Origin of the sequence: Mesorhizobium sp. B2-1-8, assembly GCF_006442545.2 — a bacterium.
Classification (GTDB): Bacteria; Pseudomonadota; Alphaproteobacteria; order Rhizobiales; family Rhizobiaceae; genus Mesorhizobium.
Window position 1 is genome coordinate 2,785,781 of the sequence record NZ_CP083952.1, and the last position, 24,861, is coordinate 2,810,641.

Annotated in this window: 21 protein-coding genes; 6 read left to right on the forward strand and 15 right to left on the reverse strand. The window is 63.8% G+C overall.

The window, feature by feature from the left end; genetic code table 11:
* The first annotated feature begins 58 nt into the window (after positions 1-58).
* Positions 59-1,039, forward strand: a complete 981-nt coding sequence (locus FJ970_RS13665) for a GlxA family transcriptional regulator (RefSeq protein WP_140759694.1) — start codon at positions 59-61, stop codon at positions 1,037-1,039.
* 23 nt (positions 1,040-1,062) lie between these two features.
* Here the strand turns inward: FJ970_RS13665 and FJ970_RS13670 are convergent, their stop codons facing one another.
* The 6 genes from FJ970_RS13670 to FJ970_RS13695 form a co-directional block, all read right to left on the reverse strand.
* Positions 1,063-2,226, reverse strand: coding sequence for an ABC transporter ATP-binding protein (locus tag FJ970_RS13670; RefSeq protein ID WP_140759691.1), 1,164 nt, complete (start codon positions 2,224-2,226; stop codon positions 1,063-1,065).
* The gene (locus FJ970_RS13675) at positions 2,219-3,361 is read right to left on the reverse strand and encodes an ABC transporter substrate-binding protein (protein ID WP_140759688.1); all 1,143 of its coding nucleotides are present in this window, start codon (positions 3,359-3,361) and stop codon (positions 2,219-2,221) included. Before FJ970_RS13675 ends, FJ970_RS13670 begins: the two co-directional genes overlap by 8 nt.
* Positions 3,358-4,200, reverse strand: a complete 843-nt coding sequence (locus FJ970_RS13680; protein ID WP_084636714.1) for an ABC transporter permease — start codon at positions 4,198-4,200, stop codon at positions 3,358-3,360. The genes FJ970_RS13675 and FJ970_RS13680 overlap by 4 nt, the downstream gene beginning before the upstream one ends.
* A 13-nt stretch (positions 4,201-4,213) precedes the next feature.
* Positions 4,214-5,092: an ABC transporter permease gene (locus tag FJ970_RS13685; protein ID WP_140759686.1), complete on the reverse strand. Its 879-nt coding sequence runs from the start codon at positions 5,090-5,092 to the stop codon at positions 4,214-4,216.
* A 219-nt stretch (positions 5,093-5,311) separates the two neighbouring features.
* Positions 5,312-7,198 (reverse strand): molecular chaperone HtpG, encoded by a 1,887-nt coding sequence (gene htpG, locus FJ970_RS13690; RefSeq protein WP_140759683.1) that lies wholly within the window; start codon positions 7,196-7,198, stop codon positions 5,312-5,314.
* Positions 7,199-7,552: 354 nt separating this feature from the next.
* The gene (locus tag FJ970_RS13695; protein ID WP_140759681.1) at positions 7,553-8,431 is read right to left on the reverse strand and encodes a hypothetical protein; all 879 of its coding nucleotides are present in this window, start codon (positions 8,429-8,431) and stop codon (positions 7,553-7,555) included.
* Positions 8,432-8,568: 137 nt separating this feature from the next.
* Between FJ970_RS13695 and FJ970_RS13700 the strand changes: the two genes are divergently transcribed.
* Complete coding sequence (locus FJ970_RS13700; protein ID WP_227792122.1) at positions 8,569-10,626, forward strand: ABC transporter ATP-binding protein/permease; 2,058 nt, start codon at positions 8,569-8,571, stop codon at positions 10,624-10,626.
* A gap of 49 nt (positions 10,627-10,675) precedes the next feature.
* On the opposite strand, the gene FJ970_RS13705 is transcribed toward FJ970_RS13700, so the two are convergent.
* On the reverse strand, positions 10,676-11,398 hold the full coding sequence (locus tag FJ970_RS13705; RefSeq protein WP_140759678.1) for a haloacid dehalogenase type II: 723 nt from the start codon (positions 11,396-11,398) through the stop codon (positions 10,676-10,678).
* Positions 11,399-11,446: 48 nt separating this feature from the next.
* Entirely contained in the window at positions 11,447-12,382 is a 936-nt protein-coding gene (locus tag FJ970_RS13710) for a DMT family transporter (protein ID WP_140759675.1), read from the reverse strand.
* A gap of 177 nt (positions 12,383-12,559) precedes the next feature.
* Between FJ970_RS13710 and FJ970_RS13715 the strand changes: the two genes are divergently transcribed.
* Complete coding sequence (locus tag FJ970_RS13715) at positions 12,560-13,450, forward strand: LysR family transcriptional regulator (RefSeq protein WP_140759672.1); 891 nt, start codon at positions 12,560-12,562, stop codon at positions 13,448-13,450.
* A 305-nt stretch (positions 13,451-13,755) separates the two neighbouring features.
* On the opposite strand, the gene FJ970_RS13720 is transcribed toward FJ970_RS13715, so the two are convergent.
* The 5 genes from FJ970_RS13720 to FJ970_RS13740 form a co-directional block, all read right to left on the reverse strand.
* The gene (locus FJ970_RS13720; RefSeq protein WP_181178661.1) at positions 13,756-14,679 is read right to left on the reverse strand and encodes a glycosyltransferase family 8 protein; all 924 of its coding nucleotides are present in this window, start codon (positions 14,677-14,679) and stop codon (positions 13,756-13,758) included.
* Complete coding sequence (locus FJ970_RS13725; protein ID WP_181178659.1) at positions 14,676-15,830, reverse strand: glycosyltransferase family 9 protein; 1,155 nt, start codon at positions 15,828-15,830, stop codon at positions 14,676-14,678. The genes FJ970_RS13720 and FJ970_RS13725 overlap by 4 nt, the downstream gene beginning before the upstream one ends.
* 743 nt (positions 15,831-16,573) lie before the next feature.
* Positions 16,574-18,232, reverse strand: coding sequence for an acyl-CoA synthetase (locus FJ970_RS13730; RefSeq protein WP_140759663.1), 1,659 nt, complete (start codon positions 18,230-18,232; stop codon positions 16,574-16,576).
* A gap of 199 nt (positions 18,233-18,431) precedes the next feature.
* On the reverse strand, positions 18,432-19,661 hold the full coding sequence (locus FJ970_RS13735; RefSeq protein WP_227792123.1) for a peptidoglycan-binding protein: 1,230 nt from the start codon (positions 19,659-19,661) through the stop codon (positions 18,432-18,434).
* Between the two features lie 455 nt (positions 19,662-20,116).
* A complete protein-coding gene (locus FJ970_RS13740; RefSeq protein ID WP_140759657.1) occupies positions 20,117-21,031 on the reverse strand; it encodes a transcriptional regulator GcvA in 915 nt (304 codons plus the stop codon).
* A gap of 216 nt (positions 21,032-21,247) precedes the next feature.
* On the opposite strand from FJ970_RS13740, the gene FJ970_RS13745 reads away from it, so the two are divergent.
* The 3 genes from FJ970_RS13745 (at position 21,248) to FJ970_RS13755 (ending at position 23,724) form a co-directional block, all read left to right on the forward strand.
* A complete protein-coding gene (locus tag FJ970_RS13745; RefSeq protein WP_140759654.1) occupies positions 21,248-21,445 on the forward strand; it encodes a DUF1127 domain-containing protein in 198 nt (65 codons plus the stop codon).
* Positions 21,442-22,338 (forward strand): NmrA family NAD(P)-binding protein, encoded by an 897-nt coding sequence (locus FJ970_RS13750; RefSeq protein WP_140759651.1) that lies wholly within the window; start codon positions 21,442-21,444, stop codon positions 22,336-22,338. The genes FJ970_RS13745 and FJ970_RS13750 overlap by 4 nt, the downstream gene beginning before the upstream one ends.
* 285 nt (positions 22,339-22,623) lie before the next feature.
* The gene (locus tag FJ970_RS13755; RefSeq protein ID WP_140759648.1) at positions 22,624-23,724 is read left to right on the forward strand and encodes a KamA family radical SAM protein; all 1,101 of its coding nucleotides are present in this window, start codon (positions 22,624-22,626) and stop codon (positions 23,722-23,724) included.
* A 3-nt stretch (positions 23,725-23,727) separates the two neighbouring features.
* On the opposite strand, the gene FJ970_RS13760 is transcribed toward FJ970_RS13755, so the two are convergent.
* Positions 23,728-24,372 (reverse strand): 4'-phosphopantetheinyl transferase family protein, encoded by a 645-nt coding sequence (locus FJ970_RS13760; RefSeq protein ID WP_140759645.1) that lies wholly within the window; start codon positions 24,370-24,372, stop codon positions 23,728-23,730.
* A complete protein-coding gene (locus FJ970_RS13765; protein ID WP_227792168.1) occupies positions 24,369-24,815 on the reverse strand; it encodes a GNAT family N-acetyltransferase in 447 nt (148 codons plus the stop codon). The genes FJ970_RS13760 and FJ970_RS13765 overlap by 4 nt, the downstream gene beginning before the upstream one ends.
* Positions 24,816-24,861 lie beyond the last annotated feature (46 nt).

Consider the following 24,861-nt stretch of genomic DNA (forward strand, 5'->3'; position numbering starts at 1 on the left):
CTGTTCCAGGATAATGTGCTGGCTGAATAAGCTTGAGACAAGGCGGTTCCGGACAACAATGGCCAGGCGGTTTGCGTTTCTCCTCGTTCGCGACTTCACCCTGTCGCCGCTGTCGCTGTTCATCGACACGCTGCGGCTGGCGGGCGATGAGGGTGATCGCAGCCGCAGGATAGAGTTCGACTGGCAGATCGTCGGCGAACGCGGCCTGCCGATCCGGGCAAGTTGCGGCGTCGAATTGCTGCCGACCGGGGGCATCGGCAATCCCGAGGATTTCGACAATGTCGTCGTGGTCGGCGGCCTGCTCGACACCAACCGCAGCCTGAGTTCCGAAAAGGAGGCCTTCCTGTTGCGGGCAGCTGGGAAGGGGGTGCCGCTGACGGCGCTCTGCACGGGAAGCTTCGTGCTGGCGCGCTACGGCCTGCTCGACGGCTACAGCGCCGCCGTCAGCTGGTTCCACATCAAGGACTTCCGCAGCCGGTTCCCGGAGGTCAACGCTCACGCCGACAGCCTGTTTTCCGTCGACCGGGGCCGCTCGACATGCGCGGGCGGCACGGGTGCCGCCGACCTCGCGGGCCATTTCGTGTCCCAGTTCATCGGCCAGAAGGCGGCGGAAAAGGCCGCCAAGATCCTGGTGCTCGACCGCATCAGAAGCAGCAGGGACGTGCAGCCCGTTGGCGACCTGTTTCCGGAGGCGTCGAGCCGGGCGGTGAAGCGCGCTTTGCTGTTGATGGAGAGCAACCTCCAGGAGACACTGCCGGTCGCCGAGATCGCGAGCCGCCTGAACTGCTCGCGGCGCCAGCTCGAACGGCTCTTCGGGCTGGAACTCGGCATCGGCCCGATGGCGGCGTATCTCGCGTTACGAGTGCATCATGCGAAGTCGCTGCTCGAAGGCAGCGACCTGCAGATCGGCGAAATCGCCTACCGCTGCGGCTTTACCAATGCCGGTCATTTCAGCCGCGTGTTCCGCCAGCAGATCGGCATCACGCCGACCCATCTCAGGCATCCAAACCGCATGCCAGGCGATGCGGCGATACAATGAAGTTCGCGACGTGAGTGCGGCGCCTATGAAATCCGCTGCCCGCCCTCGTCGAGCAGAACGCAGCCCTCGGCATCGAATCCGAGGTCGGCCGTTTCGCCTTCGCGAAGGACGCGGCCGGTGATCGGCGCGTTGGCGCGGAGGTTGGTCTTGCCGCCGATGTCGATCTCGTAGATTGCGCTGCCGCCCAGATACGAGGCCGAGACGACGCGGCCAGTGAGCCGGTTGGCGCTCGCTCCGGCACCGACCGAAAATTTCTGCGGCCGCACCACGACAGTGACCTTGCTGCCGTCGCCGAGCGGCCTTGGACAGGTCACGTTGATCGTCTGACCGGTGCCAAGCACCACCGCTGCCGTCCCTTGGCCGGACCTGCTCACGGTCCCGGCAAGCATGTTGGCCTTGCCAAGGAAGTCGGCGACGAAGGCCGTGGCCGGCGTCTCATAGACCTCCTCCGGAGTACCGATCTGCTCCACGGCGCCCGCGTTCATCACCACGATGCGATCCGACATGGCGAGCGCTTCTTCCTGGTCGTGCGTGACGAAGATGGCGGTGATGCCGGTTTCCTTCTGGATCTTCTTGATCTCGACGCGCATCTCCTCGCGCATGTTGGCGTCCAGCGCCGATAGCGGTTCGTCCAGCAGCAGCACCTGCGGCTCGAAGACGATGGCGCGGGCAAGCGCGATGCGCTGCTGCTGCCCGCCCGACAGTTGCGACGGCAGCTTCTTCTCGCTGCCCGGCAGCCGCACCATTTCGAGCGCCTTGCCGACCTTGCGCGCGATCTCGGGCTTCGGCACGTTGCGGTACTTCAGGCCGAAGGCGACGTTGTCGAACACGTTCTTGTGCGGGAACAGCGCGTAGCTCTGAAAGACCAGCCCGATGTTGCGCTTGTAGATCGGGACGTCGTCGACACGCCGCCCGTCGATCATGATCTGGCCGCCCGAAATATCGACCAGGCCGGCGATGGAGCGCAGGATCGTGGTCTTGCCGCAGCCCGAGGGCCCGAGCAGGGTGACGAAGCTGCCCTTGCGGATCGAGAGCGAGAAATCGCGCACCGCGACGAACTTGCCATAGGCGATGTCGATGTCGCGGAACTCGACCGCCGGGCTGTTTGCCTCGGCGGCCGCGCTCGCGCCGGCTACCCCGGCCAGGACAGGCCGGGGATGGAGTGTCGTGCCTTGGCTTTCAGGCACCTTTGGAGATCCTGTTCCACTGCTTGGTCCAGGCGTCCTCGTTGGTCGCCCAGTAGGTCGGATCGGCGAAGGTCAGCGACTTCATGGTGCCGGTCTTGTCGAATGCCGGCAGCTTCTCGATCTTCTCGGTCAGCTTGACCTTGTTCGGGTCGAGCGACGGGGGATAGCTCTGGCCCTCGGCCACCGCGATCGAGGTCGCCGGGTCGAGCATGAAGTTGATCAGCTCTTCGCACTCGGCCATGGGCGAGCCCTTCAGGATCAGCATATCCTCCATCCAGGCATAGGAGCCGGCCGGATCGAGATAGCCGATCGGATGGCCCTGGTCCTGCAGCGCGGCGACGCGGCCCGACCACGCGTCGGTCACCACGATCTCGCCCTTGGAAAGCAGGTCCATCAGTTCCGCGCCGGAGCTCCAGAACTTCTTGGCGAGGTCGCGCGTCTCGCGCACCTTGGCCCAGATGGCGTCCATGTCCTTGAGGTTGTTGGGGTCCTGCCCGGTGGCGAGCGCCGCGTACCAGACGCGCGTCGTCATGTCGGAATAGCCGCCAACCTTGCCGGCATATTTCTTGTCGAGCAGGAGCCCGGCGCCCTTTTCCTTGGCTTCCTCCGGCGAGATCACCTTGGTGTTGTAGGCGATGCCCGTCGTTCCGTAGTCGTAGGGCACGGCCGAAAGCTTTGGCGTCAGCTTGCGGAACGGCTCGATCATCGGCTGCAGCACATTGGCCATATTGGGAATGTTGGCCTCGTTGATCTCCGAGGTCAGGCCGCCATTCACATATTTGATGTAGTAGTTGACGCCGGAAGAATGGATGACCTGGTAGTCGCCGGGCTTGGCGGTCTTGATCTTGGTGATGATCTCGTCCTCGTCGCCGAACGTGCCCTGGACCACCTTGATCTTGGTCTTGGCCGTGTAGGGCTGGAAGGCGAACTTGTCGATCGCGTCCTGCACCGTGCCGCCCCAGCCGTCGAAGCGAACCTCCTGGACCGCGGCGAGCGCCCGGCCCATCCACGGCATGGAAAGGCCCGCCGATGCCGCCGCGGCGGCGGTCAGCGTCAGGAAAGTGCGGCGGCTCAGGTCGCCATTGGCGTATCGATCGTGCAGCCGTTCCAGCCGGTTCGTGGTGGTGATTTTCATTGTGTTTCCTCCTTTGGTTCGCCACGTCTTCTCAGTTTTGTCAGGCTTTGCAGGATCAGGCCGCCGATCAGCGGGATGCCGACGGTCACCAGGATCATCACGGTGCCGAGCGCGTTGATTTCCGGGCTGATCGAGATCTTGAGCATCGAAAGGATCTGGGTGGGCATGGTCTCGACGCCGGCCGGCCGCCAGAACAGGCTGGCCGAGGTGTTGTCGAAGGAGATGGTGAAGGCGAGCAGGGCGCCGCCCACCACTGCCGGGATGAGCAGCGGCAGCGTGATCTCGCGGAAGGACGAGAAGCGCGAGGCGCCAAGCGACAGTGCCGCCTCCTCATAGACGCGCCGGATGCCGATCATGCGCGCCTGGGCGATCAGCACGACATAGGGCACGGCAAGCAGGATATGGCCGAGCACCAGCAGCAGCATCGTCCTCGGCTGGTCGACGGCCTTGATCAGCACCAGCAGGCCGACGCCGAGGATGGTTTCGGGCACCAGCGCCGGCAGGATCACCAGAGTGCTCAGCGCCTGCTTGCCGCGAAAATCGAAGCGGACCAAGGCAAATGCCGTGGTGACGCCGATGGCGGTAGTGACGATCGCCGTGACCAATGCGATCCACAAGGATGTGCGGAAGGCGGCCAGCACCGCCTCGTTGGCCATCAGCTTGCCGTACCATTGCAGGCTGAAGCCGGTCATCGGGAAGCCGCCGAACATCGAGGCGTTGAACGACAGGATGACCGTCGCCACGATCGGCGCGAACATGAAGATGTAGACGCAGACCGTGACGAAGCCGGTCAGCCGCCAGGCCCATCTGCCTTCCTGCTTGCGCCGCGTTCCTCTCATCCTCCAAGCCCCGTCATCCGCCCAGCCCCTTGACGATCTGAGACATGCCCATGTAGCGCGTGTAGACGGCGGCGAAGAAGCCGAGCACGACGAACAGCACGATCGAAAGCGTGGCGCCCATCGGCCAGTTCAGCTCACCCATGATGGTGTCGTAGATCAGGTTGCCGAACAGCGCGTCGCGGCCCGAACCGAGGAGCTGCGGCGTCACATAGCTGCCGGCTGCCAGCACGAAGCAGAGCAGCAGGCCCGCCGCCAGGCCGGGCAGCGACAGGGGCAGCGTGACCTCGCGGAACGCCTGCGCGCTCGTGCAGCCCATTGAGCGAGCCGCCGAAATCAACGTGCGATCAATGCTTTCCAGGCTGACATAGACGTTGAGGATCATGTAGGGCAGCAGGAAGTGCAGCATGCCCAGGATGACCGCGCCTTCATTGTAGAGCATCTGCAAGGGCTCATGGATGATGCCCATTTTGAGCAGCGCGACGTTGATGACGCCCTGTTCGCCCAGGATGTTGATCCAGGAAAAGGTGCGGATGGTGAAGCTGATCCAGAACGGCACGATCAGCAAAAGCAGCAGCAGCCATTTGTGCTTGAAGGTCGTGGCCCAGATGAAATAGGCGGGAAAATAGCCGAGCACTCCGCACAGCAGCGCCGTCATGGCCCCGACCCTCAGCGTCTTCAGGAGGAAGCCGTGATAATAGCTGTCGGTGAGGAATTCGTGCCAGTTCGCCGTCGTCAGCGCGCTCGTTTCCACGCCGGCGGTGACGAAGGTGAAGAAGGTGTAGGCGCCCATCACGGCGATCGGCAGCACCAGGAAGAAGATCAGCAGCAGGAGCACCGGCGCGACGAGCATCCAGGCCAGCCGTGGATCATACAATGTCCATCGTCGTTTCATAAGCACCCGGACGTCCGCGCCTTCTTTGAAGCGCTGTTTTGTTCCCGAGGCCAAGATTGGGTGATTGCAGGCGCGATGTCTACACCAGGCGATTGAGCCAGTAGACTTCAGCGCGCCGCTGGCTGCGAGAGACGTCGAATTCTTGAAGGCGGCGTTCGCTGCGCAGCGCCGCCTTGCGACCGATCGACAAACCTGTCGAGGAGGGCTGGCCGGCGCTCCTCAGCCCTTCGAGATACCCCGCGCGATCAGCCGGGCAAGGCGCTCGGAAAACGCCCTGGCATCCGCGGGCTTGTCGCCGTCGAGCACGCGCGCCTCGTCGTAGAGAAGGTGGGCGGCGTCGTCCCTGAAGGCCTTCTCGTCTTCGCCGAGGCCGGCGAGCGCCAGAATGCGCTCGTGGCGGGGGTTGATTTCGAGGATCGGTTTGGCCGTCTTGTCGAGGCGGCCGGCGGCGTTGAGCAGCCGCTCGAACTGGCGGTCGGGACCGTGCTCTGGCGCTACCAGGCAGACCGCGCTTTCGGTCAGGCGGTCGGAAGGCTTCACATCCGACACGGCGTCGCCAAGCGCCGCTTTGACGAAGGCCAGGAAGCCATCGACTTCGGGCGTCGCCGCCGCGTCCGGCTTCTTGGCATCATCGAGCAAGGGAATCTCGGAGAGTTCGGCCACCCCTTGCGTAACCGACTTGAACGGCTTGCCGTCGAATTCCGGCGCCATCGACGTCCAGAAACTGTCGACGGGGTCGGTGAGCAGCAGCACTTCTATGCCGCGTGCCCGAAAACCTTCGAGCTGCGGCGAGGCTTCGAGCCGCGCGCGGTCGTCGCCGGCCATGAAGAAGATCGCCGTCTGGCCTTCCTTCATCGCCGAGACATAGTCGGCAAGGCCGCGCCAATTTTCGCCCGAGGCGGTCGAACGGAAGCGGGCAAGCTTCAGCAACTGCTCGCGGCGTTCATGATCCTCGTAGAGCCCTTCCTTGAGGACGACGCCGAAATTTTCCCAGATTTTGGCATAGGTCTCGGCTTCGTTCTCCGCGAGCTTTGAGAGATCGCCGAGCACGCGGTTGGTCAGGCCCTTGCGGATCGCGGCCAGCAGCGGGCTTTCCTGGATCATCTCGCGCGAGACGTTGAGCGGCAGGTCGGCGGAATCGACCAGCCCGCGCATGAAGCGCAGGTAACGCGGCAACAGATCGGCATCGTCGGTGATGAAGACGCGGCGCACATAGAGCTTGATGCGGCCCTTGCGGTCCTGGTCGAAGAGATCGAAGGGACGCGAGCTTGGCACGAAGGCGAGCACGCTGTATTCCTGCCGGCCCTCGGCGCGGAAATGGATCGTGGCGGCCGGCTCGTCATACTGGCCGGCGACACTGCGGTAGAAATCCGTGTATTCCTCGGGCTTGATCTCGCTCTTCGGCCTGATCCAAAGGGCTGTGCCGTCGGCAATGTCGCGCGCTTCGGCGCCGGGCTTCTCGATGAGCGTGATCGGCACCGGCACATGGCCCGACTGCGACTTGGCCAGTTGCTCGAGCCGGTAGGATCCGGTGTAGGACACGGCGTCGTCCATGAGATGCAGCACGACGCGGGTGCCGCGTTTGGGTGCGGCTTCGAGCGGGGCGGGCGCGATCTCGTAGGAACCCTTGCCATCCGACGACCAGCGCCAGGCTTCGTCGCTTCCCGCCAGGCGGCTGATGACGTCGACGCGGGTTGCCACCATGAAGGCGGAGTAGAAGCCGACGCCGAACTGGCCGATGAGCTGCGTGTCTTCGGTGCCGGAACCGACGCGCTCGATGAAGGCGCGCGTGCCCGAGCGCGCGATCGTGCCCAGGGCCTCCGTCATGTCGTCGCGGCTCATGCCGATGCCGTTGTCCTCGACGGTGATCAGCTTGCTGTCGGGATCGGCCGATATCGAGATTCGCGGCTTGGGATCGTCGACCAGCAACTCCGGACGACTGACTGCCTCGAAGCGCAGCTTCTCGCAGGCGTCGGCGGCGTTGGAGATCAATTCGCGCAGGAAGACGTCCTTATCGGAATAGACCGAGTGCACCATCATATGCAGCAGCCGCGAAACATCCGCCTCGAATGCCTTGGTTTCCGTCGCTTTTGTGTCTGTCGTCATTGCCGAGTTTCCCACGCTGTTCATCCGCCCGTCGCGCCATGGCGCGTCCGGGACTTCCTTTCAACCATTTTCAACCGTGCTGGCAACGGCGTTCAGCAAGGCCAGCGCGCCGACAATATCGTAATGGGGTGCGGGGGTGACAAGGGGGGCAAGAATCGGCGTCGGCGCCGAAGTTTCCAATCTCCCCACTTGTGGGGGAGATGGCCGGCAGGCCAGAGGGGGGCGCTGTCCCGCCGACATCTCAGCCGACCCCGTGCTGCTCCCAGTTTTTTGGTAAGCCGAGATCCTTCGCGCCCCCCTCTGCCCTGCCGGGCATCTCCCCCACGAGGGGGGAGATTGGCAGCTTCCGCGCCCCTACTTACCGGCCATATGATCCGCCAGCGTCTGCGCCTGGGCGAGCAGCGCGGGGAAGACGGGGTTGTCGGGCAGGTTCTTGCCCATGCAGGCGCGGAAGTCGCTGTCGCCTTTTGCCCAGGCGGCGTCGGCGGCATCGGATGTATTTTCGTCGCTGTCGCCGGTGGTTTGCTTGATCAGTTTCTGGGCGGCGGCATCGGCGGCGGTCCAGACCGCGTCGCAGGCCGCGATTTTCGGGACGGTCGCGGGCGCCTCGGCGATCATGACGCTGTTGCCCTTGACGACCGTGACGACGACCTCCTGGTCGTAGTTCGGCCCGACATCCTGTGCCCAGCCGCCGAGGCGGGCGATCGCCATGTCGGCGCCGTCAGGCTTCTTCACGGTGAAGTCGAGCGTGCCGGTGAACGCGGCATCGCTGCCGATGGCCTGGGTGTAGAAGGCATCGAGTTTCAGCGCCGCGTCGAAGTCGGTGGGCAGTTTGAGATCGGCGTCCGTCTCGGCGGCGCGTGACTGCAGCCAGCGCTCGACCAGCCCGCGCGTCGATACCACGATGCTGGGGCCGTCCTCGGTGCCGTGGCGAAGTCCGTCTAGCATGCCGAAGCCGACATCGGAGGAACTGAGGCTTTCGATGTTGATCGTGCCGGCCGCCGGAAAACCCTGGACCGTGAAAGGCCCGAGAAGCGCGGAAAGGCGCTGTTCGAGATCGGCGCGGGCCTTCTCATTGGCCGCATCGAGCGTTTCGACAGGGGCATTCGCGCTTTCCATCGCGGCGATGGCCGATATCGCATTGTCGCGGGCGGCGATGTAGTCGTCCTCCGGCGAAGTGGCATAGGCCGCACCGCTCGCCAGCGCGAACACCAAAGTCCAGACCAGACGCATCGTGGAACCTCCGTTTTTACAAGCTCTTCGCGTGGCTTGGTGGCGATTGTGCGGCGGTGAGGTCTGGCGCGGCGTGGCAGATATCGGGGCACCAGGATAGCCTTCGCACGGCCGGAGGCGTCCTATGGCGAAGGACGATGAAACCTTCCGATTTCCACGCCGTTATGGCCCTCGTGACAGACATCAAACCCAAACCGAAGCCGGCCGGCGGCGCCAAGCCAAACGGTGCCAGGAAGCCCCGCCGGGAGAAGGCACCCGATGTCGAGGTCGCATCCGAGGTCGTGGGCGAGGCTCCGCCGCCGCCAGCGGCGGTGGAACCCGATCCGCAACTGACCCCTGAACAGGCCGAGCAGGCGCGCAAGAAATACCTGCTGAAGCGTTTCTGGATCAGCGCGCGCGGCTATTGGAGCCGGCGCGGCGACAAGCTCGCCTGGCCGTGCACGATCGGGCTCCTGATCCTGATCTGCGTCAATGTCGGTTTCCAATACGGCATCAATGTCTGGAACCGCGCGATCTTCGACGCCATCGAACAGCGCAATGCGCCGACCGTCTATTTCCTGAGCGCCGTGTTCGTGCCGCTGGTGCTTGGAAGCGTCAGCCTCGTCGTCGCGCAGGTCTATCTGCGCATGACCATCCAGCGTCGCTGGCGCTCCTGGCTCACCACATCGGTCATCGGCCGCTGGCTCACGAACGGCCGCTACTACCAGCTCAATCTCGTCCGCGGCGATCACCAGAACCCGGAGGCCCGCATATCCGAGGATCTGCGGATCGCCACCGAATCGCCCGTCGATTTCGTCTCCGGCGTCATCAACGCCTTCCTGGCGGCCTCGACCTTCATCGTCGTGCTGTGGACGATAGGCGGCGCGCTGACGCTGCCGATCGGCGGATCGAATATCGCCATTCCAGGCTTCCTCGTCATCACCGCGGTCATCTATGCCGCCATCACTTCCACCTCGATGGTGATTATCGGCCGGCATTTCGTCGAACTCTCCGAGCAAAAGAATCAGGCGGAAGCGGAGTTTCGCTACACGCTGACGCGCGTGCGCGAAAACGGCGAGAGCATCGCCTTGCTCGGCGGCGAGGCGGAGGAGCGCAGCGGCATCGACCGGACCTTCGCCGGCGTGCTGAAGCGGTGGGCGATGCTTGCTGGCCAGCACATGCGCACGGCGCTGGTCTCCCAGGGGTCGAGCCTGTTCGCGCCGGTGGTGCCGGTGCTTTTGTGCGCGCCTAAATTCCTCGACGGCTCGATGTCGCTTGGGCAGGTCATGCAGGCGGCATCCGCCTTTGCCATCGTGCAGAGCGCGTTCGGATGGCTGGTCGACAACTACCCGCGCCTCGCCGACTGGAACGCCTCGGCACGGCGCATCGCCTCGCTGATGATGTCGCTCGACGGGCTCGAGCGCGCGGAAGAAAGCGATGCGCTCGGACGCATCAGTCGCGGCGAGACCAAGGACGATACGATGCTCAGCCTGAACAATCTCTCCGTGTCGCTCGATGACGGCACCGCCGTGGTCAAGGAGACCGAGGTGGTGGTCCAACCGGGCGAGCGGCTGCTGGTGGCCGGCGAATCCGGTACGGGCAAGAGCACGCTGGTGCGGGCGATAGCGGGGCTGTGGCCGTGGGGTGGCGGCAGCGTCGATTTCCACCCCGGCAAGCGCTTGTTCATGCTGCCGCAGCGTCCCTACATTCCCTCGGGCACGCTGCGTCGGGCGGCCGCCTATCCAGGTGCTGCCGACGACTGGACGGTTCCACAGATCAGGGCCGCCCTCGACAAGGTGGGGCTCGGTTATCTCGGCGACCGGATCGACGAAGAGGCGCCATGGGACCAGACCCTGTCGGGCGGCGAGAAGCAGCGGCTGGCCTTCGCGCGGCTCCTCCTGCACGCGCCCGACATCGTCGTGCTGGATGAGGCAACGGCGGCGCTCGACGAGAAGAGCCAGGACAGGATGATGGAGACCATCATCCAAGAACTGCCCAATGTGACCATCTTGAGCGTGGCGCACCGGGCCGAACTGGAGGCGTTCCACAGCCGCAAGATCACGCTCGAGCGGCGCAAGGGCGGCGCCAAGCTCGTCAGCGATATCGATCTTGTCCCGCGCAGGCGCAGGGGCTTGCTCGGCCGCGCCTTGTGGGGTTCCGGCGCGCCGGCCGAAAGGCCGCATGAGCACGCCGGCATCGCCCGTAAAAAGACTTGATGCCGTCAGGCGAGTTGGGCTTCCGCTGGGATGGCCGGCGGCTCTTCCGTCAGGCGCGCAATTCCTCCCTATGTGCCTTCGCGAGGTCGGCCATGCTGTCGAAGCGGAAGTCCACCTTCGGCATGTCGCCGGGATGCATCGTGGCGCCAAAACCCTGATCGGCGTGCCGGCGGTGGATCCAGCATGATGTGAGGCCCAGCCGGTTGGCGACGGTGTGATCGTGGAACAGGCTCTCGGCCGTGTGAAGGACTTGCTTGTCGCCAATCCCGAGCGTCGCCAGCTTTTCGAGCATATAGTCGAAGTTCCGGGGCGACGGCTTGTAGGAGCCGATGTCCTCCGCCGTGTAGATCGCATCGAAATCGACGCCGAGTTTCCTGTTGCTGAAGGAGAAGCTCGTATTGTCGACGTTGGAGAGGATGACCAGCCTGTAGTGCTGCTTGAGGTATTGCAGGGCTGCGGGGGTGTCGGCAAAGGCCGGCCAGTCCTTCACGCTTTGGCCATAGGCGATGCATTCCTCCGGCGTGGCCGCGACGCCCCATTCCTCGGCGAGCCGCTTGTAGACGACGGCCAGAAGGTCGCAGTAGCGTTTTTGGGGCGTCCAGTTCTGCTGGCTGGATTCATGCCTTGCATGCGCCTGCAGGATGTCGTCGCGGCTCAGGCCGCGGCCAACTCGCGCGGTCAGCGGCTTCAGGGCGTCGATCATGCCGGATTCCCAATCTATGAGGGTGCCGTAGCAGTCGAAGGTGAGGGCCTTGAAATCAGTCAGCTTCATGGGGTTCACTCCCTTGGGTTGGATGGTTGGTTTGGTGCGGGATCACGATCAATCGGCCGGTTGCCCGGCGGGCTGCCCGACCGGGCTCGGACCTGCCTTCGATGCGGTGCCGCGCGACGACGTCAGCCAGACGCCGAACAGCGTCACCGCAAGGCCGAGGACCATCGCCGATGAAAGCGGCTCGCCGAACAGCAGCCAGGCCCAGAGCATCGTCACCGGCGGGCTGAGATAGATCACGCTGCTGACCTGCGCGGCGCTATGGAGGCGCAGGCTCACATAATAGACGCCGTAGCAGAAGAAGGTCGAAAACAGCACCAGCCACGCGATGCCGCACTCGAACCGGCCATCGAGGGGCGGCATCAGCCCGCCATTCCAGCCGGCGCAGGCGGCAAAAAGTATCGCCGCCGTCAGGCATTGGATGCAAAGGCTCTGGTGGATGGGCATGTCGATTGTCGCCATCCGCTTCTGCAGCACGGTCGCCAGGGCGAAGACCATCATGGAGGCGATGGTCACAATATATGCCCAGGCCGGCGCCGTTCCGAGGCTGAGGCTGTTCAGCGAGACTATCAGCACACCGAGCACACCGAGCGCCGTTCCGGTCCATTGCCTCGATGTCAGGCGGTGACCCAGAACGGGCTGCGAAAGTGCCGCGATGGCGAGGGGGACGAGGTCCGAGATCAGCGCGACGAGGCCGGTCGGCACGCGCTGGCCGATGGCGAGCGCGAAGCCGCCGAGATAGAGGAACATCATCGCCACGCCAAACGCCATCTGCTGTATCAAGGCACGTGCGCCGATGCGCGGCCCGACCATGAGCGCGAAGGGCAGAAGGACCAGTCCCGACATCAGGGTCCGCCAGAACAGGACCAGCATCACATTGGCGCTCTCGCTGGCGTAGCGGATACCGACGAAGCCGGAACTCCAACTGACGACAAGCGCGGCCGCCATGAGCGGCCAGAGCAGGGGCTGATGTTTCGGGAGCGTCATGCGGTCTCTTCGTCGAAGCGGGTGCCGGGGCGGATTTATGGCGGCACGCACGCGTTTGCACATGACAAATTTCGATGCATCCATGAAATTGCCACGAAATCTGGCATAGTCATTTGCTCGAAAACCGGTTCCGCGCCAGGACCTGGAGCGCCGCTTTCGTTTCAAACGAGGATTGTCATGGCTGGAGTGATGAGCCGCCGCCTGGATGTCGATGCCTTGCGGGCGATGGTGGCGATCGAGAAACATGGCGGGGTCACCCGTGCGGCCGAGGTGCTGGGCCTGTCGCAGTCGGCCGTCAGCCACAAGATCAGGCGGCTGGAAGCGAGCCTCGACTGCGAAATCCTCAGCCGCAAGGCCAATGCGCCGATGTTCACCAGTTCAGGGCAGGATCTGCTGGGCTATGCCAGGCGCATCCTGGGCATCCATGACGAGGCGATCCTGAGCCTGTCGAAAAGCACGCTGCAAGGCAAGATCGCGTTGGGGATGACCGAGGATACGACCTGCACGGATCTTTCGCGCATCCTTGGCCGGTTTCGCCGGCTCTACCCAGAGGTGAGCGTGCGCACGCAAGTGCGCATGAGCCTTGCCTTGCAGAGGCTGCTGGGCGAGGGGGCGCTCGACGCGGCCATCATCCAGGTGTTCCAGCACGAGGTCCGGCCCACCGACATCCTGCTCTTCCGCGAGAGCCTGCATTGGGTGAAGTCGCCCGAACTGACCTTGGTGAAAGGCGACCCGGTGCCGTTCCTGTCCTTCGACGACAACTGCTTCTATCGCCGCTGGGGGCTAGATCTCGGCCAGGACGAGGGAACGGTGTTCGAGATCGTGTTCGAATGTTCGAGTGCCGCTGGCATCATCGCCGGCGTGACCTCCGGGCTCGGCGTCGCGCTGCTCAGCCAGCGGCATCTGCAGCCCGGCATGGAGATAGTCGACAAGCAGTTCCCCAAGCCCCCGGACCTCGCCTACGTCATCCGCCGCGCCCGCAACGCCCGCAACCCCGCGCTGGACACGCTGGTGAGGGAGATAGAGGCCGAGGTGCGGCGCTACGGGACGCTGCAGATCGCGGTGTGAGGGGGAGGGGCTGCCGCTGGACATACTGTGAACGCTGGCTTAGGCCGCTCTGACGGGCAACGAAGTCTCGTTCTTTTCGTTCTTACGGCGACCAATGCCGGGCGTCTGCTTCGCGCCCCAATCTAGGATTCAATTTCGCCGTCGCCCGAAAGCGGACATTTCTGGCGCGACAGCACCGGAGATCGTGATCGCGCCAGGAGCCGATATGCCGGCAGCGACGGCGCACCCGCCAGCCGCCGACTTGGTAAAGGGCCGGTACCGCCGCGAGAATATTGCGCCACTTATGGGTCCAGGATCAGTGGAGCCTACGCCGAAGCGCCTCCTTGACGGATCTCTTCCAACCTTCGCAGGTGTGGCTTGGTAAAGCGACGGCGGTAGTAGACACTTGCCAGCAGGGAGGACCAATATTTCCTTCTCAATCCGATGAGGCCAAGGATAATCTTCCGGGCACGGACGGATTTTGTAGCCGCCGTCGCCGCAGGAACATTCGATCCCGACATGATTCTATAGGAATTGAAAACCTCCGCAAAAGGGACGCGCTTGTAGCGCCAGGGCTTAGCCGATCCAGCATAGTGGATCACCTTGGGAAGCCGCCGTTCGCTCTGGACGTACCGCTCTGAAAAGAAGTTCCATTCCCTGGCCAGGTAATGAACTCGCCCGCGCGACACCGAATTTAAGACCGTCTGGTCCAGGTACCGCGAGCTTACGGTTTCCTTGGCTTTTGCAAAGATCCTATCCGCAATGCCTTCCCTGCGCCATGCGTCGAGGTTGATAGCCAAAACGCCCGAGTTGATGTATTCGTCCCGAACCAATCCTACGTCATCAAGCTCTTCCTGCTCCACGAAACCGTCGACCACGCCGGCGACCAAATTGTCGCCCAAGTCCACCGACCAGAGGTCGCGGAGATCTGACACCACGAGCGTATCCGCATCCAGGTAGATGGCCTTGTCGCAGTCGGGCAAGATCTCGGGAATGAGAAGCCGGGCATATGCAGCAGCCGTCAGTTTTCCTCTCGTGGGCAGATTAGAAATCCGGTCGCAGTCTGCTTGGACCAGCTCACAATCAATTCCATTTCTTTCACAAAAGCGACGAAATTCTGCTGCGCTGGCGAGCCCTATCCCTGCATCGATGACGAAGAATTTCGCCGTACGATTATGCAGCCAAGCTGAATAGACGAGTACAAAAAGCCCGGGAACAAAATTATCGTCGCTTGCAGTAACGATTATCATAACGGTGCCCCTTCCAGAATGCGGCCAGCTAGACCCATCTGCAGTGGATAGATCGCCGCAGTACTCACGGCCAAAGGCACCGCGTCGGCAACTTTTCCCCTCACGTGGTTCATCATCGAGCTTATTTCTGCAAACACACGATCCGGTTTGATGTCGAATTTGCAGCGGACCCCGATCGGGCATCTGCGAACTTGATCCAAACCGCATCCACGGCATTCGATCGAGCTCATAAGCATGCTAACCAGCGGGCCTTGGAACCCCCAAATTTCCGGCAGATGTGATGCGGTGAAAATGCCTACAGTTGGGCGGCCAAGTTGAGCGGCGACGTGCCCTGTGCCCGAGTTGTTCGAAACAACCAACGATGCCGACTTTATGAGTTGATTGAACTCTAGCTCCGGGAGGTCGACGGCAGTGCTAACCAAGGCGGCCCCAAGATCATTGGCGATTTTCACGACGTTCTCGAGCGCTGCCTGACTTTCGCTCCGGCCGATGACGACTACTTCGCTACGCTCAGCGAGCGCAGCCACGAGTTGCCCAAAATACTCAATGGGCCAATCCCGCAGGTTGGAGTTCGAGAAGGGAGCCACTACAACAGGGGCTCCTTTTGTCGCCGCATTCTGGTGATTGTGCGCATCGTTCTCGTTGTCGAAATAGGCGGCGGCCTTTGCCACCAGAAAGGAAAGTATTTCTGTTACATGCTGAAGGCGCACTTGATTGCGATCAGTGAACCAATCAAAGAACCTCCGAGGTATTCTGTCAGCAATTCCTATCCTCTGGGCGAGCTTGTAGAAGAGGTTTCTGCGTAACTTCAAATTGAATGGCGCGATCGCAATGTCGATGCCATCCACGCGGTATTGGTCCACGATCGCCGCCCGATGTCTTGCCGGAACTGCGAGCAAGACTGGCCTTGTTTCATCAGGAACCCGCATATCTATGGCGAGGTCAAATTCGCCAAGCAGCAAAGGTTTGATGCTGGCAGCTTCCTCACGCCCTTTGTCGACCGACGGATTGCGAGAGAAGAAATCGAAAGCAATGTAGTCGTCGGCGAGGCGGAACTCCTTCGCGGTCTCGATATTCCAGCTTCCGACGACAAGCGTGATGTGGGCGTGAGAAAACCGCCGGCGCAATTCTTTCAATGGGCCCATCGCCATCCAGAAGTCGCCTACATGATCTAGCTTGAGAGCAAGGATCCTCAGTTGTCGGGAGTTTGAGTGTTTTTCCGCTTCCCAACTTCGGTATGTGACCTGACCATCGCTGCGTTTAGTAAAGTACCCCATGGTGTATTACGCCCCATCTGTTCCTGGAAGGGATGGGCAGCGAAGTCGATGGCACTGGCAACCGGCTGGCGCCACCGTACGAATATCGGCCAATACATGATTCCACCCCCGAGCCTATGTGGCGACGTTAGGAGGTCACGTCTCGATCCAAGCCGCGGACTGATCTTGGGCCAGGGTGCTGCTCAACTTAGGCGCAGCGTTGCGGTCAGCTGGACATCGGCCTTCGAAATAGTGGAGTTTGCATCACATTTGACGAAGCGGCCGCATAATGGGGCTGAGTTCCTGCGGACGTCACGACTATCCGACGACCGATGGTTGGGCGCCGCCCTATTCCATCTACGGGCGAACAGGCGCACTCGAACCGCTCTATGTCGAGCGTGCCAAAAGGCCGATTTGGCAATCTTCCCTCGCGGGCCATCGCTTTTCGACGAAGGTCGGTTCACCACCCTCAGGGCCGTTTACGGCCATCTAGTTTTGGCCTGTTGGCGGATTGGCCCCGATCGGGCCAGATACTCGAAGAACTGCCGATCTGCTCGCGGTCCGACTCAAAGCATCACATGACTTCGCCAAGGGTCTGCACTTCGGGCGCAACGGACTCCAATCCGCGCGCCAGCCCTTCACCCCTTCCTCTTCTCCACCTCGGCCTTGCGCAGCAGAAACCGCTGGATCTTGCCGCTCGGTGTCTTCGGCAGCTCCGTCACGAAGTCGATCTCGCGCGGATAGGCGTGGGCTGAGAGGCGTTTTTTGACATGTTGCGCCAGTTCCTCGGCGAGCTCCGGGCTGCCTTGGTAGGCGGGGGCCAAGATGACGAAGGCCTTGACGATCTCGGTGCGCTGCGGGTCAGGTACGCCGACCACCGCCGCCTCGGTGACCGCAGGGTGTTCGATCAGCGCGCTTTCGACGTCGAAGGGGCCGATGCGGTAACCGGATGAGGTGATGACGTCGTCGGCGCGGCCGATGAAGGAGACCGAGCCGTCGGGCTCGTATTCCACCGTGTCGCCGGTGCGGTAGTAGCCGCCCGATATGGCCGGCGTCTCGGCCCGGTGGTAGCCGGCGAACCAGCGCAGCGGCGAATTGGCGATGTCGACGGCGAGGATACCGGGCTGGTTGGGGCCGAGCTCGTTGCCAGCCTCGTCCAGCACCACCATGCGGTAGCCCGGCATGGCAAAGCCGGCGGAGCCCGCGCGCACGGGATGCGCGAGGCCATGGTGGTTGTTGACCATCATGCCGTTCTCGGTCTGGCCGTAGTGGTCATGGATGGGGGCGGCGAGATGGGCGTCGAACCAGCGGATCACTTCCGGGTTGAGCGGCTCGCCGGCGCTGCTCACCACGCGCAGCCGGCCTTTTACACGCGCGGCGGCATCGGGACCTTCGGCGAGCAGCAGGCGGAAGGCTGTGGGCGAGCCGGCTAGGCTGGTGACGCCGAGCCGCTCGATGACGTCATAGGTGCTCCTGGCGGTGAAGGCGCCCTCGTTGAAGGTGGTGGCGATACCGAGCAGCAGGGGCCCCGTGATGGCGTAATAGAGGCCGTAGGCCCAGCCCGGATCGGCGATGTTCCAGAAGACGTCGTCGGCGCGCAGGCCGATCGCGTCGCGCATATAGGTGCCGAAGGCCATGAGCGCGCTGAGCGGCACCGGCACGCCCTTGGGCAGGCCGGTGGTGCCCGAGGTCGACATCATCATGAACAGGTCTTCGCCCTTGCGCATCACCGGATCGCAGTCGGGGGAGGCGGCGGCAAGGGCGGCGCGGAAATCGATGTCGCCCGGGGGCAGGGCCTCGCCCGCACCGAGGATGGTGGCGATTCGCGGAGGGTTTTCGACCTCGTCGAGCTTGCCGCGATTGGCGGGATTGGTCACCACCAGCTTAGCCGCGCTGTAGCCGAGGCGATGCTCGATGGCCTTCGGGCCGAAGGCGGTGAACAGCGGCTGGTAGACGGCGCCGATGCGCCAGGCGCCGAGGATCAGCGCCACCAGTTCGGGAATGCGCGGCAGCATGCCGGACACGACATCGCCGGGACCGACGCCCAGCCCCTTCAGCAGATTGCCGACACGGCCGGACATGTCGTCCAGATCCTCGAAGCTGAATTCGCTGAGTTCGCCGCCGGCCGAGATGGCGCGCAGCGCCAGGCGGTTCGCGCCGGTGTGCCGGCCGCAGCATTCGACATAGGCGTTGATGCCGGTCGCAGGGTCGCCCTGCAGTCTGGAAACCTCATCCTCGATACGAAAGCCCGCAATGGCATCGTCATAGCGCGGCAGGCTGGTCTGTGTCGTTGTCATGAAAACCCTCCCTGGCGCTGCGCCATCTGCCCATGGCGCGCTGTCGCGGCGACAATGGCATCAGATGGCGCCGATGGGCAACGATCGATGCCCATCCCCTGTCTCTTTGTCGGGAGCGCCGGGCAGGAAGCGCGGGGGCTGAGGGCAGGAACGGCTGCTTGCCGCCTGGGCAGCCTTGTAGCAGCGGATCTCTCGTCCCTTACTTCTTCAGCGGAACGCTGAGCAGGGCGAGCGACATCCCTGCCAACAGGTCGTATGCCCTGCGCATCTCGGCAGTTCCTTCATCCGTTGTCGTCACGCCGCCCGGACCGGGATTTGACGACGGCGGCGCGACGGTCGTCATCACGCCGATGCTTTTCGTGACTTCGATATAGCAGAATCCGTGCGAGACCCGATCCCCGATGTGCTGCACGCAACCGAATTCGACCAGCCGTTTTTCTCCGTTGGTCGTGAACGTTACCTGTGACCTCCTGTCGAGGTAATTGGCACCGCCTTCCTCGCTCGCCTTCTTGTCGGCCATCGCCTCCATCTGGGCGAATACGTCCGATCCATCGACATGGTAGAGATCGACGACATCCGCCTCCGGGCTGGCCGGATCGGCCACCGTCGTCGTGCACCTGATCTTGCTGTCGCCCGCCAGGCGGCCGCAGCTGAAAGTGCCCTGGAAGCTGAAACGATCGCTCGTCTGGCGGTTGATGTTGCCGACGCCTTCCGAAAGGGCCCCGTTCAAGGCCTCTTCGTTCACGCCGAAGGCCTCGAGCGGGGAGGTCGGTATATTCTGCGATGTCGATGCCTGCGCGACCTCGGCGCGCGGCGCCGCGGTCTTTGTGTGCCAGTCCGATGTATCGATATTGCGATTTCCCTCCAAAATGGCCGCCACGAGTGCGCCGCCGCCGCCGAACTTGGCCGTCAGCTGGTCGAGGGTTTTCTCGTCGGGCTCGCCGGTGACCGGCAGCCCCGCCTGGGTTTGAAACGACCTCAGCGCGCTCCGTGTGTCCGATCCCGCATTGGCGTCGATCCCGCCTTTATAGTAGCCCAGCTTGAGCAGCAGGACCTGCGCGTAGAGCGTGCGGTCGAACAGCGCATTGTCCTCCTGGCTGATGGATTGATTGCGCTCGGAGAAGGTGGTTTGCGTGTGACACAAGCCTTTCACCGTGGTCATGCACACCAGCCCGGCCTCAATGCGCGCGTTGACCTCGTTGGAGGTCTCACAGGCCATGCCATAGCCGCCATTGTCGCCGGTGGCGATCGCCCCCCATCCGCCCTGGCATTCCAGGGCCAGCTGGCAATTGACGCCGCCGGCGTCCTTGCACTGCCCAAGCGCGCATTTGCGCGCGGCTTCCTTGCTTGTGTAGCCGGAGCACCAACCATAGGACTCATCGTCGCCGAAGAAGATCGCGCCGGCTGCCCGAGTGCTGGTGGGCTCCAACAGGCCAAGCAGAAGACAGCCAAGCATGAGGGTAACGCGCTTCATCGCAGCCTCCGATTTCCGTTTCCGAGCATTCTCGGCAGGGCGTGACGGCGACGGCTGCGTTCCGCGATGCCGCAGCCAAACGGGAAATGCCATTCAAGCGTCCGGAGCATCGAGCTGCTCATGGCGACCAGGCCTGACCAAGTCCGCCTTTCGCGGCCAGGTCTTAGGGGCAAGGCGTGTTTGCCTTGCCGGGCATCATCTCACGGCGGCCGGCTCACGTCCCCCTTCATAGTGATGAGGACAGCTGCATTTGCAGTGCCTCGATGTCGGGTCCGGCGGCGGCCATGCCGAAAATGTCGGACGAACCAGGCGGGAGGCGCGGGAGAGGTCGCGCCACCTGTCTCACTTCGTATGCGCTCAGGTGCTCTCAAGCGGCCTTGCGCATACCCGCCGGAGTCAACGGCTTGAGCTCAGGGGGCGCTCCTGGGCATGCCCGCCCAGTCGGTCGCGATCTCGGCGAACAGCCAGTCGCGGAACGCCCTGACCTTTTTCTGGCGCAGCGCGCCTTCGGGATAGACGACGTAGTAGCTGGCGGCTGATTTCAACGCGAGGTCGAAGGGCCGGACCAGCCGGCCTGCCGCGAGGTCGGCCGAGACCAGCGCGCTGCGGCCGAGCAGCACGCCTTCGCCGTGTACGGCGGCCTCGACGGCGAAGGTGGCGGAATCGAAGCGCACGCCGCGTTTGGGGTCGATGCCTTCGACGCCGGCCTGTTCAAGCCATGTCGCCCAGTCGATGCGAAAGGCATCGTGGATCAGCTTGTGATGCCTCAAATCCTCGGGTAGGCGCAACGGATGCTCGCCTTGCAGGAGCTCCGGGCTGCAGACAGGGAAGACCTCCTCGTCGGCGAGGAATTCCGCCGTCACTCCGCTATAGCCGCCGCGCCCGTAGCGGATGGATATGTCGATGCCGTCGCTGACGAAATCGGCCAGAACGCCCGAGGTCGCCAGCCGCACGTCGATGTCGGGATTGGCGCGATGAAAGCGATGCAGCCTCGGCACCAGCCAGCGGCCGGCGAAGCCGTCCGACGTGCTGACGTTGAGGATGCGCGTCGAGCGGTCGGGCGTTGCGGCGATGGTGGCGGCGGCGATCTGGTCGAGCGCCTTGCCGACCTCCGCCGCATAGGCCGCGCCGACAGCGGTGAGGCGCACGGAGCGTGTGCCGCGATCGAAGAGCTGGATGCCCAGCCTGTCCTCGATGTTGCGGATGGCCCGGCTGACGGCGCCATGGGTGACGTTGAGTTCCTCCGCGGCCTTGGAGAAACTCAGATGCCTGGCCGCCGCGTCGAAGGCGGGCAAAGCGGTGAGGGGCGGCAATCTGCGCGGCATGGGTTCGATCTGTGAGCGTTGCTCACAAATCCTGCACAAAGAGTCGTTTGTCGTCCAGTCCATAACGGCCCAATATTCAGGCGTACCAAGCATCCATACCGGGCTTTCGGTTCATCGATGCGCTGAATTGACCAGACAAGTGTGAGCAATCGTCATGCTCGCCCCGCTCGGGCGACATCGGCAGGCTTGCGCCCAGTGAGACACAGGAGACGGATTATGAGCTTGACCCTTCGACCCATCGGCGCCGCGATGAGCGGCCTTGCCCTGCGAAGCGCGGCAGCGTTCGAGCGCCGCCGCACGCTGCGCCAGATATCCCGGCTTTCCGATCGCCGTTTGCATGACATCGGCCTCGAACGCGACTGGGACGGCTCCATTCTTGCTAAAGGAATTCTGGGCAACGGGAGGACGATATGACCAGCACATTGATCATCGGCGCGACCGGGCTTCTCGGCAGCGAGATGGCGAAGGCCAGCGCCCGCAATGGCGACAGCCTGCACGTCCTCGTCCGGCCGGCCACATCAGTCAATGAAGCGCGGATGCGCCCTCTGATGGAATTGGGCGCCACGGTGCATGTCGGCGATCTCGACGATTATGACAGCCTCGTTCGCGCCGTCGGCAACGTCGATCGCGTCATCAGCTCGGTGCATGTCGGGTCGGCCAACGAGATGACGCTGGTGCGCGTCGTCAGGGATGCCGGCGTCTCCCGCTATGTGCCGTCGGCCGGCTTTGGCCTCGACTTTGCCGCCGCCGCACCCGGGTCGATCGAACCGCTCGACATCAAGCGGGCCGTCTTCGACGCGGTTCGGGAGGCCGACCTGCCTTATACGGTGATCTACACCAACGGCTTCTTCTCGACCTGGGTGGCGACACTGGGTGACCTGACGCGCTTCGGCTCGTCGCCGCTGCCGCCGGACGAGGTGACGCTCTATGGCGACGGCAACGTGCCGGCGACGTTTGTCAGCGAGAAGGATATCGCGGCGGTCACCTTGCGCGCGCTGGAGGATCCCAACGCTGTTCGCAGCGAGATACGGATCGCGCAAAACAAGATCACGCAGAGCGCGATGATCGAGCTGTGGCGGCAAGTGAGCGGCCGCTCGCCGCGCGTCAAGCAGATGAGCGCCGAGGAACTGGAGGCGCTGATTGCGGCGGTCCCCGGCCTTGGGTTGCTGCGGGCATTCTGGACCCGTGGCGAGACCGCGCTCGAGACCGCCACGCCGGAAGTCGGGACGCTTTATCCGGAGCTGAGGTTTGAAAGCATTGAGAGCGCTTTTGTGGCGATGGCGGGCGCGGGTGGGCGGAGGTTGTGATTAGGGTTCTTGGCAGAGGTTGGCACTCTACGATGCCGCCCTCTGTCCTGCCGGACATCTCCCCCTCAAGTGAGGAGATTGGCAGCTCGGGCGCCGGCGTTCCCCTTGTAACCTTGAAGATTGTCGAAGGCCGTCGCAACATCCGATCTCCCCCTTGAGGGGGAGATGTCCGGCAAGACAGAGGGGGGCGCCATAGGGCGCGGCGGATGTCGTTGGCCTCCTGTGATGGTTGACCCGACAGCCCATCCGGCCGATAGGTCCGGGCGAACAGCCCGAGACCTGCCAATGCCAAACCTCAAAGATGCAACCCGCGCCGCCGACACCGCCTGGCAGGACGATGTCCGCGCAGGCGTGCGCCATGTGCGCGACCTCGCCTCCTTGCCGCTCTCGCCGGCCGAGCGCGAAGCCGCTGAAGCCGCCGCCACGCTGCACAAGGTGCGCGCACCAAAAAGCTATCTCGACCTGATCGACTGGAACGATCCGGCCGATCCGATCCGGGCGCAGGTGATCCCGTCGCCTGGGGAACTGGAGGAGGCGGAGGGCGAGCTTGGCGACCCGATCGCCGACCATGAATTCAGCCCGGTGCCGCGTCTGACGCATCGCCATGCCGATAGGGTGCTTCTGTTCCCGACCTATCAATGCGCGGTCTATTGCCGGTTCTGCTTCCGCAAGGAATCGCTGACCTCGATCGGCAGGGGCTATACGCGCGAGGCGCTGGAGCCGGCGCTGGCCTATATCGCGGATCATCCCGAAATCCGCGAAGTGATCCTGACCGGCGGCGATCCGCTGTCGCTGCCCGACGCAGCGCTCGCCGAAATCCGCGCCCGCATCGAGACTATCCCCCATGTGCGGCTCTTGCGCATCCACACGCGGGTGCCGGTGGCGCTGCCGTCGCGCATCACGCAAGGGCTGGTCGCGGCGCTACAGGGCCGGCTGATGGTGACGGTGGTCACCCACTTCAACCACGCGCGCGAGATCACCGATGCCACCGAAGCAGCTTGCCGCGCCTTGCGGCAGGCGGGCTTCGTGCTGCTCAACCAGAGCGTTCTCTTGAAGGGCGTCAACGACAGTGTCGAGGTGCTGGAAGAACTGTGCCGCGAGCTGATGTACCGGCTGGGGATAAAACCCTACTATCTGCACCATGGCGATCTGGCGCGTGGCATGGCGTACCGGCGCACCACGATCGCGCAGGGCCAGGCGCTGGCCGAAGCGCTGCGCGCACGGCTGTCCGGCATCTGCAATCCGGTCTATGTGCTGGACCTGCCGGATGGGGGAGGCAAGGTGCCACTCGGACCTTGCCATGTCGAGCAACAGGACGGGCAGAGCTGGCGGATACGCGGTCTGGACGGGCAGGTGAGGAGCTATCGCGAAGTGGTTGGCGAATAGGCGTTATTCCCCCACAAACCCCAGCACGACCACGCGGGGGACGATACAGTATGCGAGGCTGACCTTGCGGCCGGTGCTCGTCGTCGCGTGGCCAGTCTCGAGATCCACGGCGATATCCTCATAGCCCAGCACCTCGCGATCCAGCGGATAGGCAGCCTTGTAAACCGCTTCCTTGGCGGCAAAGAGGATGCGGCCGGCGAGATGCCGGTCGGCGGCACCCATGCGGTCGGCGGGAATGGCTACGAGGGAGAAAATGTCATCGGGCAGGGGCAGCGCTGGCTCGACATCGATGCCCAGCGAGCCGATGCCGGCAACATTCGCGACCGCCGCCACGGCCATGTCGTCGTCATGCGCGAGCGAGCCCGTCATCCCCTCGGGCCAGGCCGGTGCACCGGACGGCGTGCGCAAGAGGGCGAAACCGTCGAAACCGGCATTCGCGAGCAGCCGGTGCGCGATCCAGCGCGCCGCGCCACTGGCCCGCCGCATGGCCGCCTGGCGGGCGGGGATGGAACTTGCCTCCGCCGGCAACAGATGGGCCTCGTCACCTTCGCGGATCATCCGGCAACCGGTGCGGACCCCGGCCGGGGCCATGGCCGCCATGGCGCGCGCCAGGGCGATTTCCTCGGACGGATCGGCTGATGGCGTCATCGGTCGCCGGCTGGGAGGAGGAGATCGGCGATCATTTCGCCGTCCTCGTCGAGCCCCTCTTCGACGAAACCGGCGCTGCGATAGAGCCGCCGCGCCGCCTCGTTCTCCGGTTCGTAACAGATCGACACGTGCCTGATATGGCCGAGCCCGCGGATTTCCTCCAGCACCGCCCGCAGCGCGGCCTTGCCATAGCCTCGGCCCTGCCAGGCACGGTCGATCATGAAGCGGTAGATGCGCGCCTCGTCGTGGTCCCGTGGCACCTCGTACATCAGGAATCCGACAGGCTGGTCCCCGACTATGACGGCGCGTGGCCGCGCGTCCCGATCGGATCTGGCTTCGCGCAGGGAGTCCGCATTGCTGGCGACGAAGTCCATCTGCTCCGGCGCCAGCTGCAGGGCCGTGACCAAGGCGCGATTGGCCTTGGTCACGGGGGCGATATGGATGCCCACGGTGCTTCCGGATCGCTGTGCCACGTGGCCTCCGATGATA

Excerpts from the sequence above, each read along its gene's own strand:
- FJ970_RS13725 (WP_181178659.1), bottom strand. The coding sequence starts at position 15,830 with ATGGCGATGGGCCCATTGAAAGAATTGCGCCGGCGGTTTTCTCACGCC.
- FJ970_RS13705 (WP_140759678.1), bottom strand. The coding sequence starts at position 11,398 with ATGAAGCTGACTGATTTCAAGGCCCTCACCTTCGACTGCTACGGCACC.
- FJ970_RS13680 (WP_084636714.1), bottom strand. The coding sequence starts at position 4,200 with ATGAGAGGAACGCGGCGCAAGCAGGAAGGCAGATGGGCCTGGCGGCTG.
- FJ970_RS13745 (WP_140759654.1), top strand. The coding sequence starts at position 21,248 with ATGAGCTTGACCCTTCGACCCATCGGCGCCGCGATGAGCGGCCTTGCC.
- FJ970_RS13750 (WP_140759651.1), top strand. The coding sequence starts at position 21,442 with ATGACCAGCACATTGATCATCGGCGCGACCGGGCTTCTCGGCAGCGAG.
- FJ970_RS13710 (WP_140759675.1), bottom strand. The coding sequence starts at position 12,382 with ATGACGCTCCCGAAACATCAGCCCCTGCTCTGGCCGCTCATGGCGGCC.
- FJ970_RS13665 (WP_140759694.1), top strand. The coding sequence starts at position 59 with ATGGCCAGGCGGTTTGCGTTTCTCCTCGTTCGCGACTTCACCCTGTCG.
- FJ970_RS13695 (WP_140759681.1), bottom strand. The coding sequence starts at position 8,431 with ATGCGTCTGGTCTGGACTTTGGTGTTCGCGCTGGCGAGCGGTGCGGCC.
- FJ970_RS13720 (WP_181178661.1), bottom strand. The coding sequence starts at position 14,679 with ATGATAATCGTTACTGCAAGCGACGATAATTTTGTTCCCGGGCTTTTT.
- FJ970_RS13730 (WP_140759663.1), bottom strand. The coding sequence starts at position 18,232 with ATGACAACGACACAGACCAGCCTGCCGCGCTATGACGATGCCATTGCG.
- FJ970_RS13715 (WP_140759672.1), top strand. The coding sequence starts at position 12,560 with ATGGCTGGAGTGATGAGCCGCCGCCTGGATGTCGATGCCTTGCGGGCG.
- FJ970_RS13675 (WP_140759688.1), bottom strand. The coding sequence starts at position 3,361 with ATGAAAATCACCACCACGAACCGGCTGGAACGGCTGCACGATCGATAC.
- FJ970_RS13760 (WP_140759645.1), bottom strand. The coding sequence starts at position 24,372 with ATGACGCCATCAGCCGATCCGTCCGAGGAAATCGCCCTGGCGCGCGCC.
- FJ970_RS13740 (WP_140759657.1), bottom strand. The coding sequence starts at position 21,031 with ATGCCGCGCAGATTGCCGCCCCTCACCGCTTTGCCCGCCTTCGACGCG.
- FJ970_RS13755 (WP_140759648.1), top strand. The coding sequence starts at position 22,624 with ATGCCAAACCTCAAAGATGCAACCCGCGCCGCCGACACCGCCTGGCAG.
- htpG (WP_140759683.1), bottom strand. The coding sequence starts at position 7,198 with ATGACGACAGACACAAAAGCGACGGAAACCAAGGCATTCGAGGCGGAT.
- FJ970_RS13700 (WP_227792122.1), top strand. The coding sequence starts at position 8,569 with ATGAAACCTTCCGATTTCCACGCCGTTATGGCCCTCGTGACAGACATC.
- FJ970_RS13685 (WP_140759686.1), bottom strand. The coding sequence starts at position 5,092 with ATGAAACGACGATGGACATTGTATGATCCACGGCTGGCCTGGATGCTC.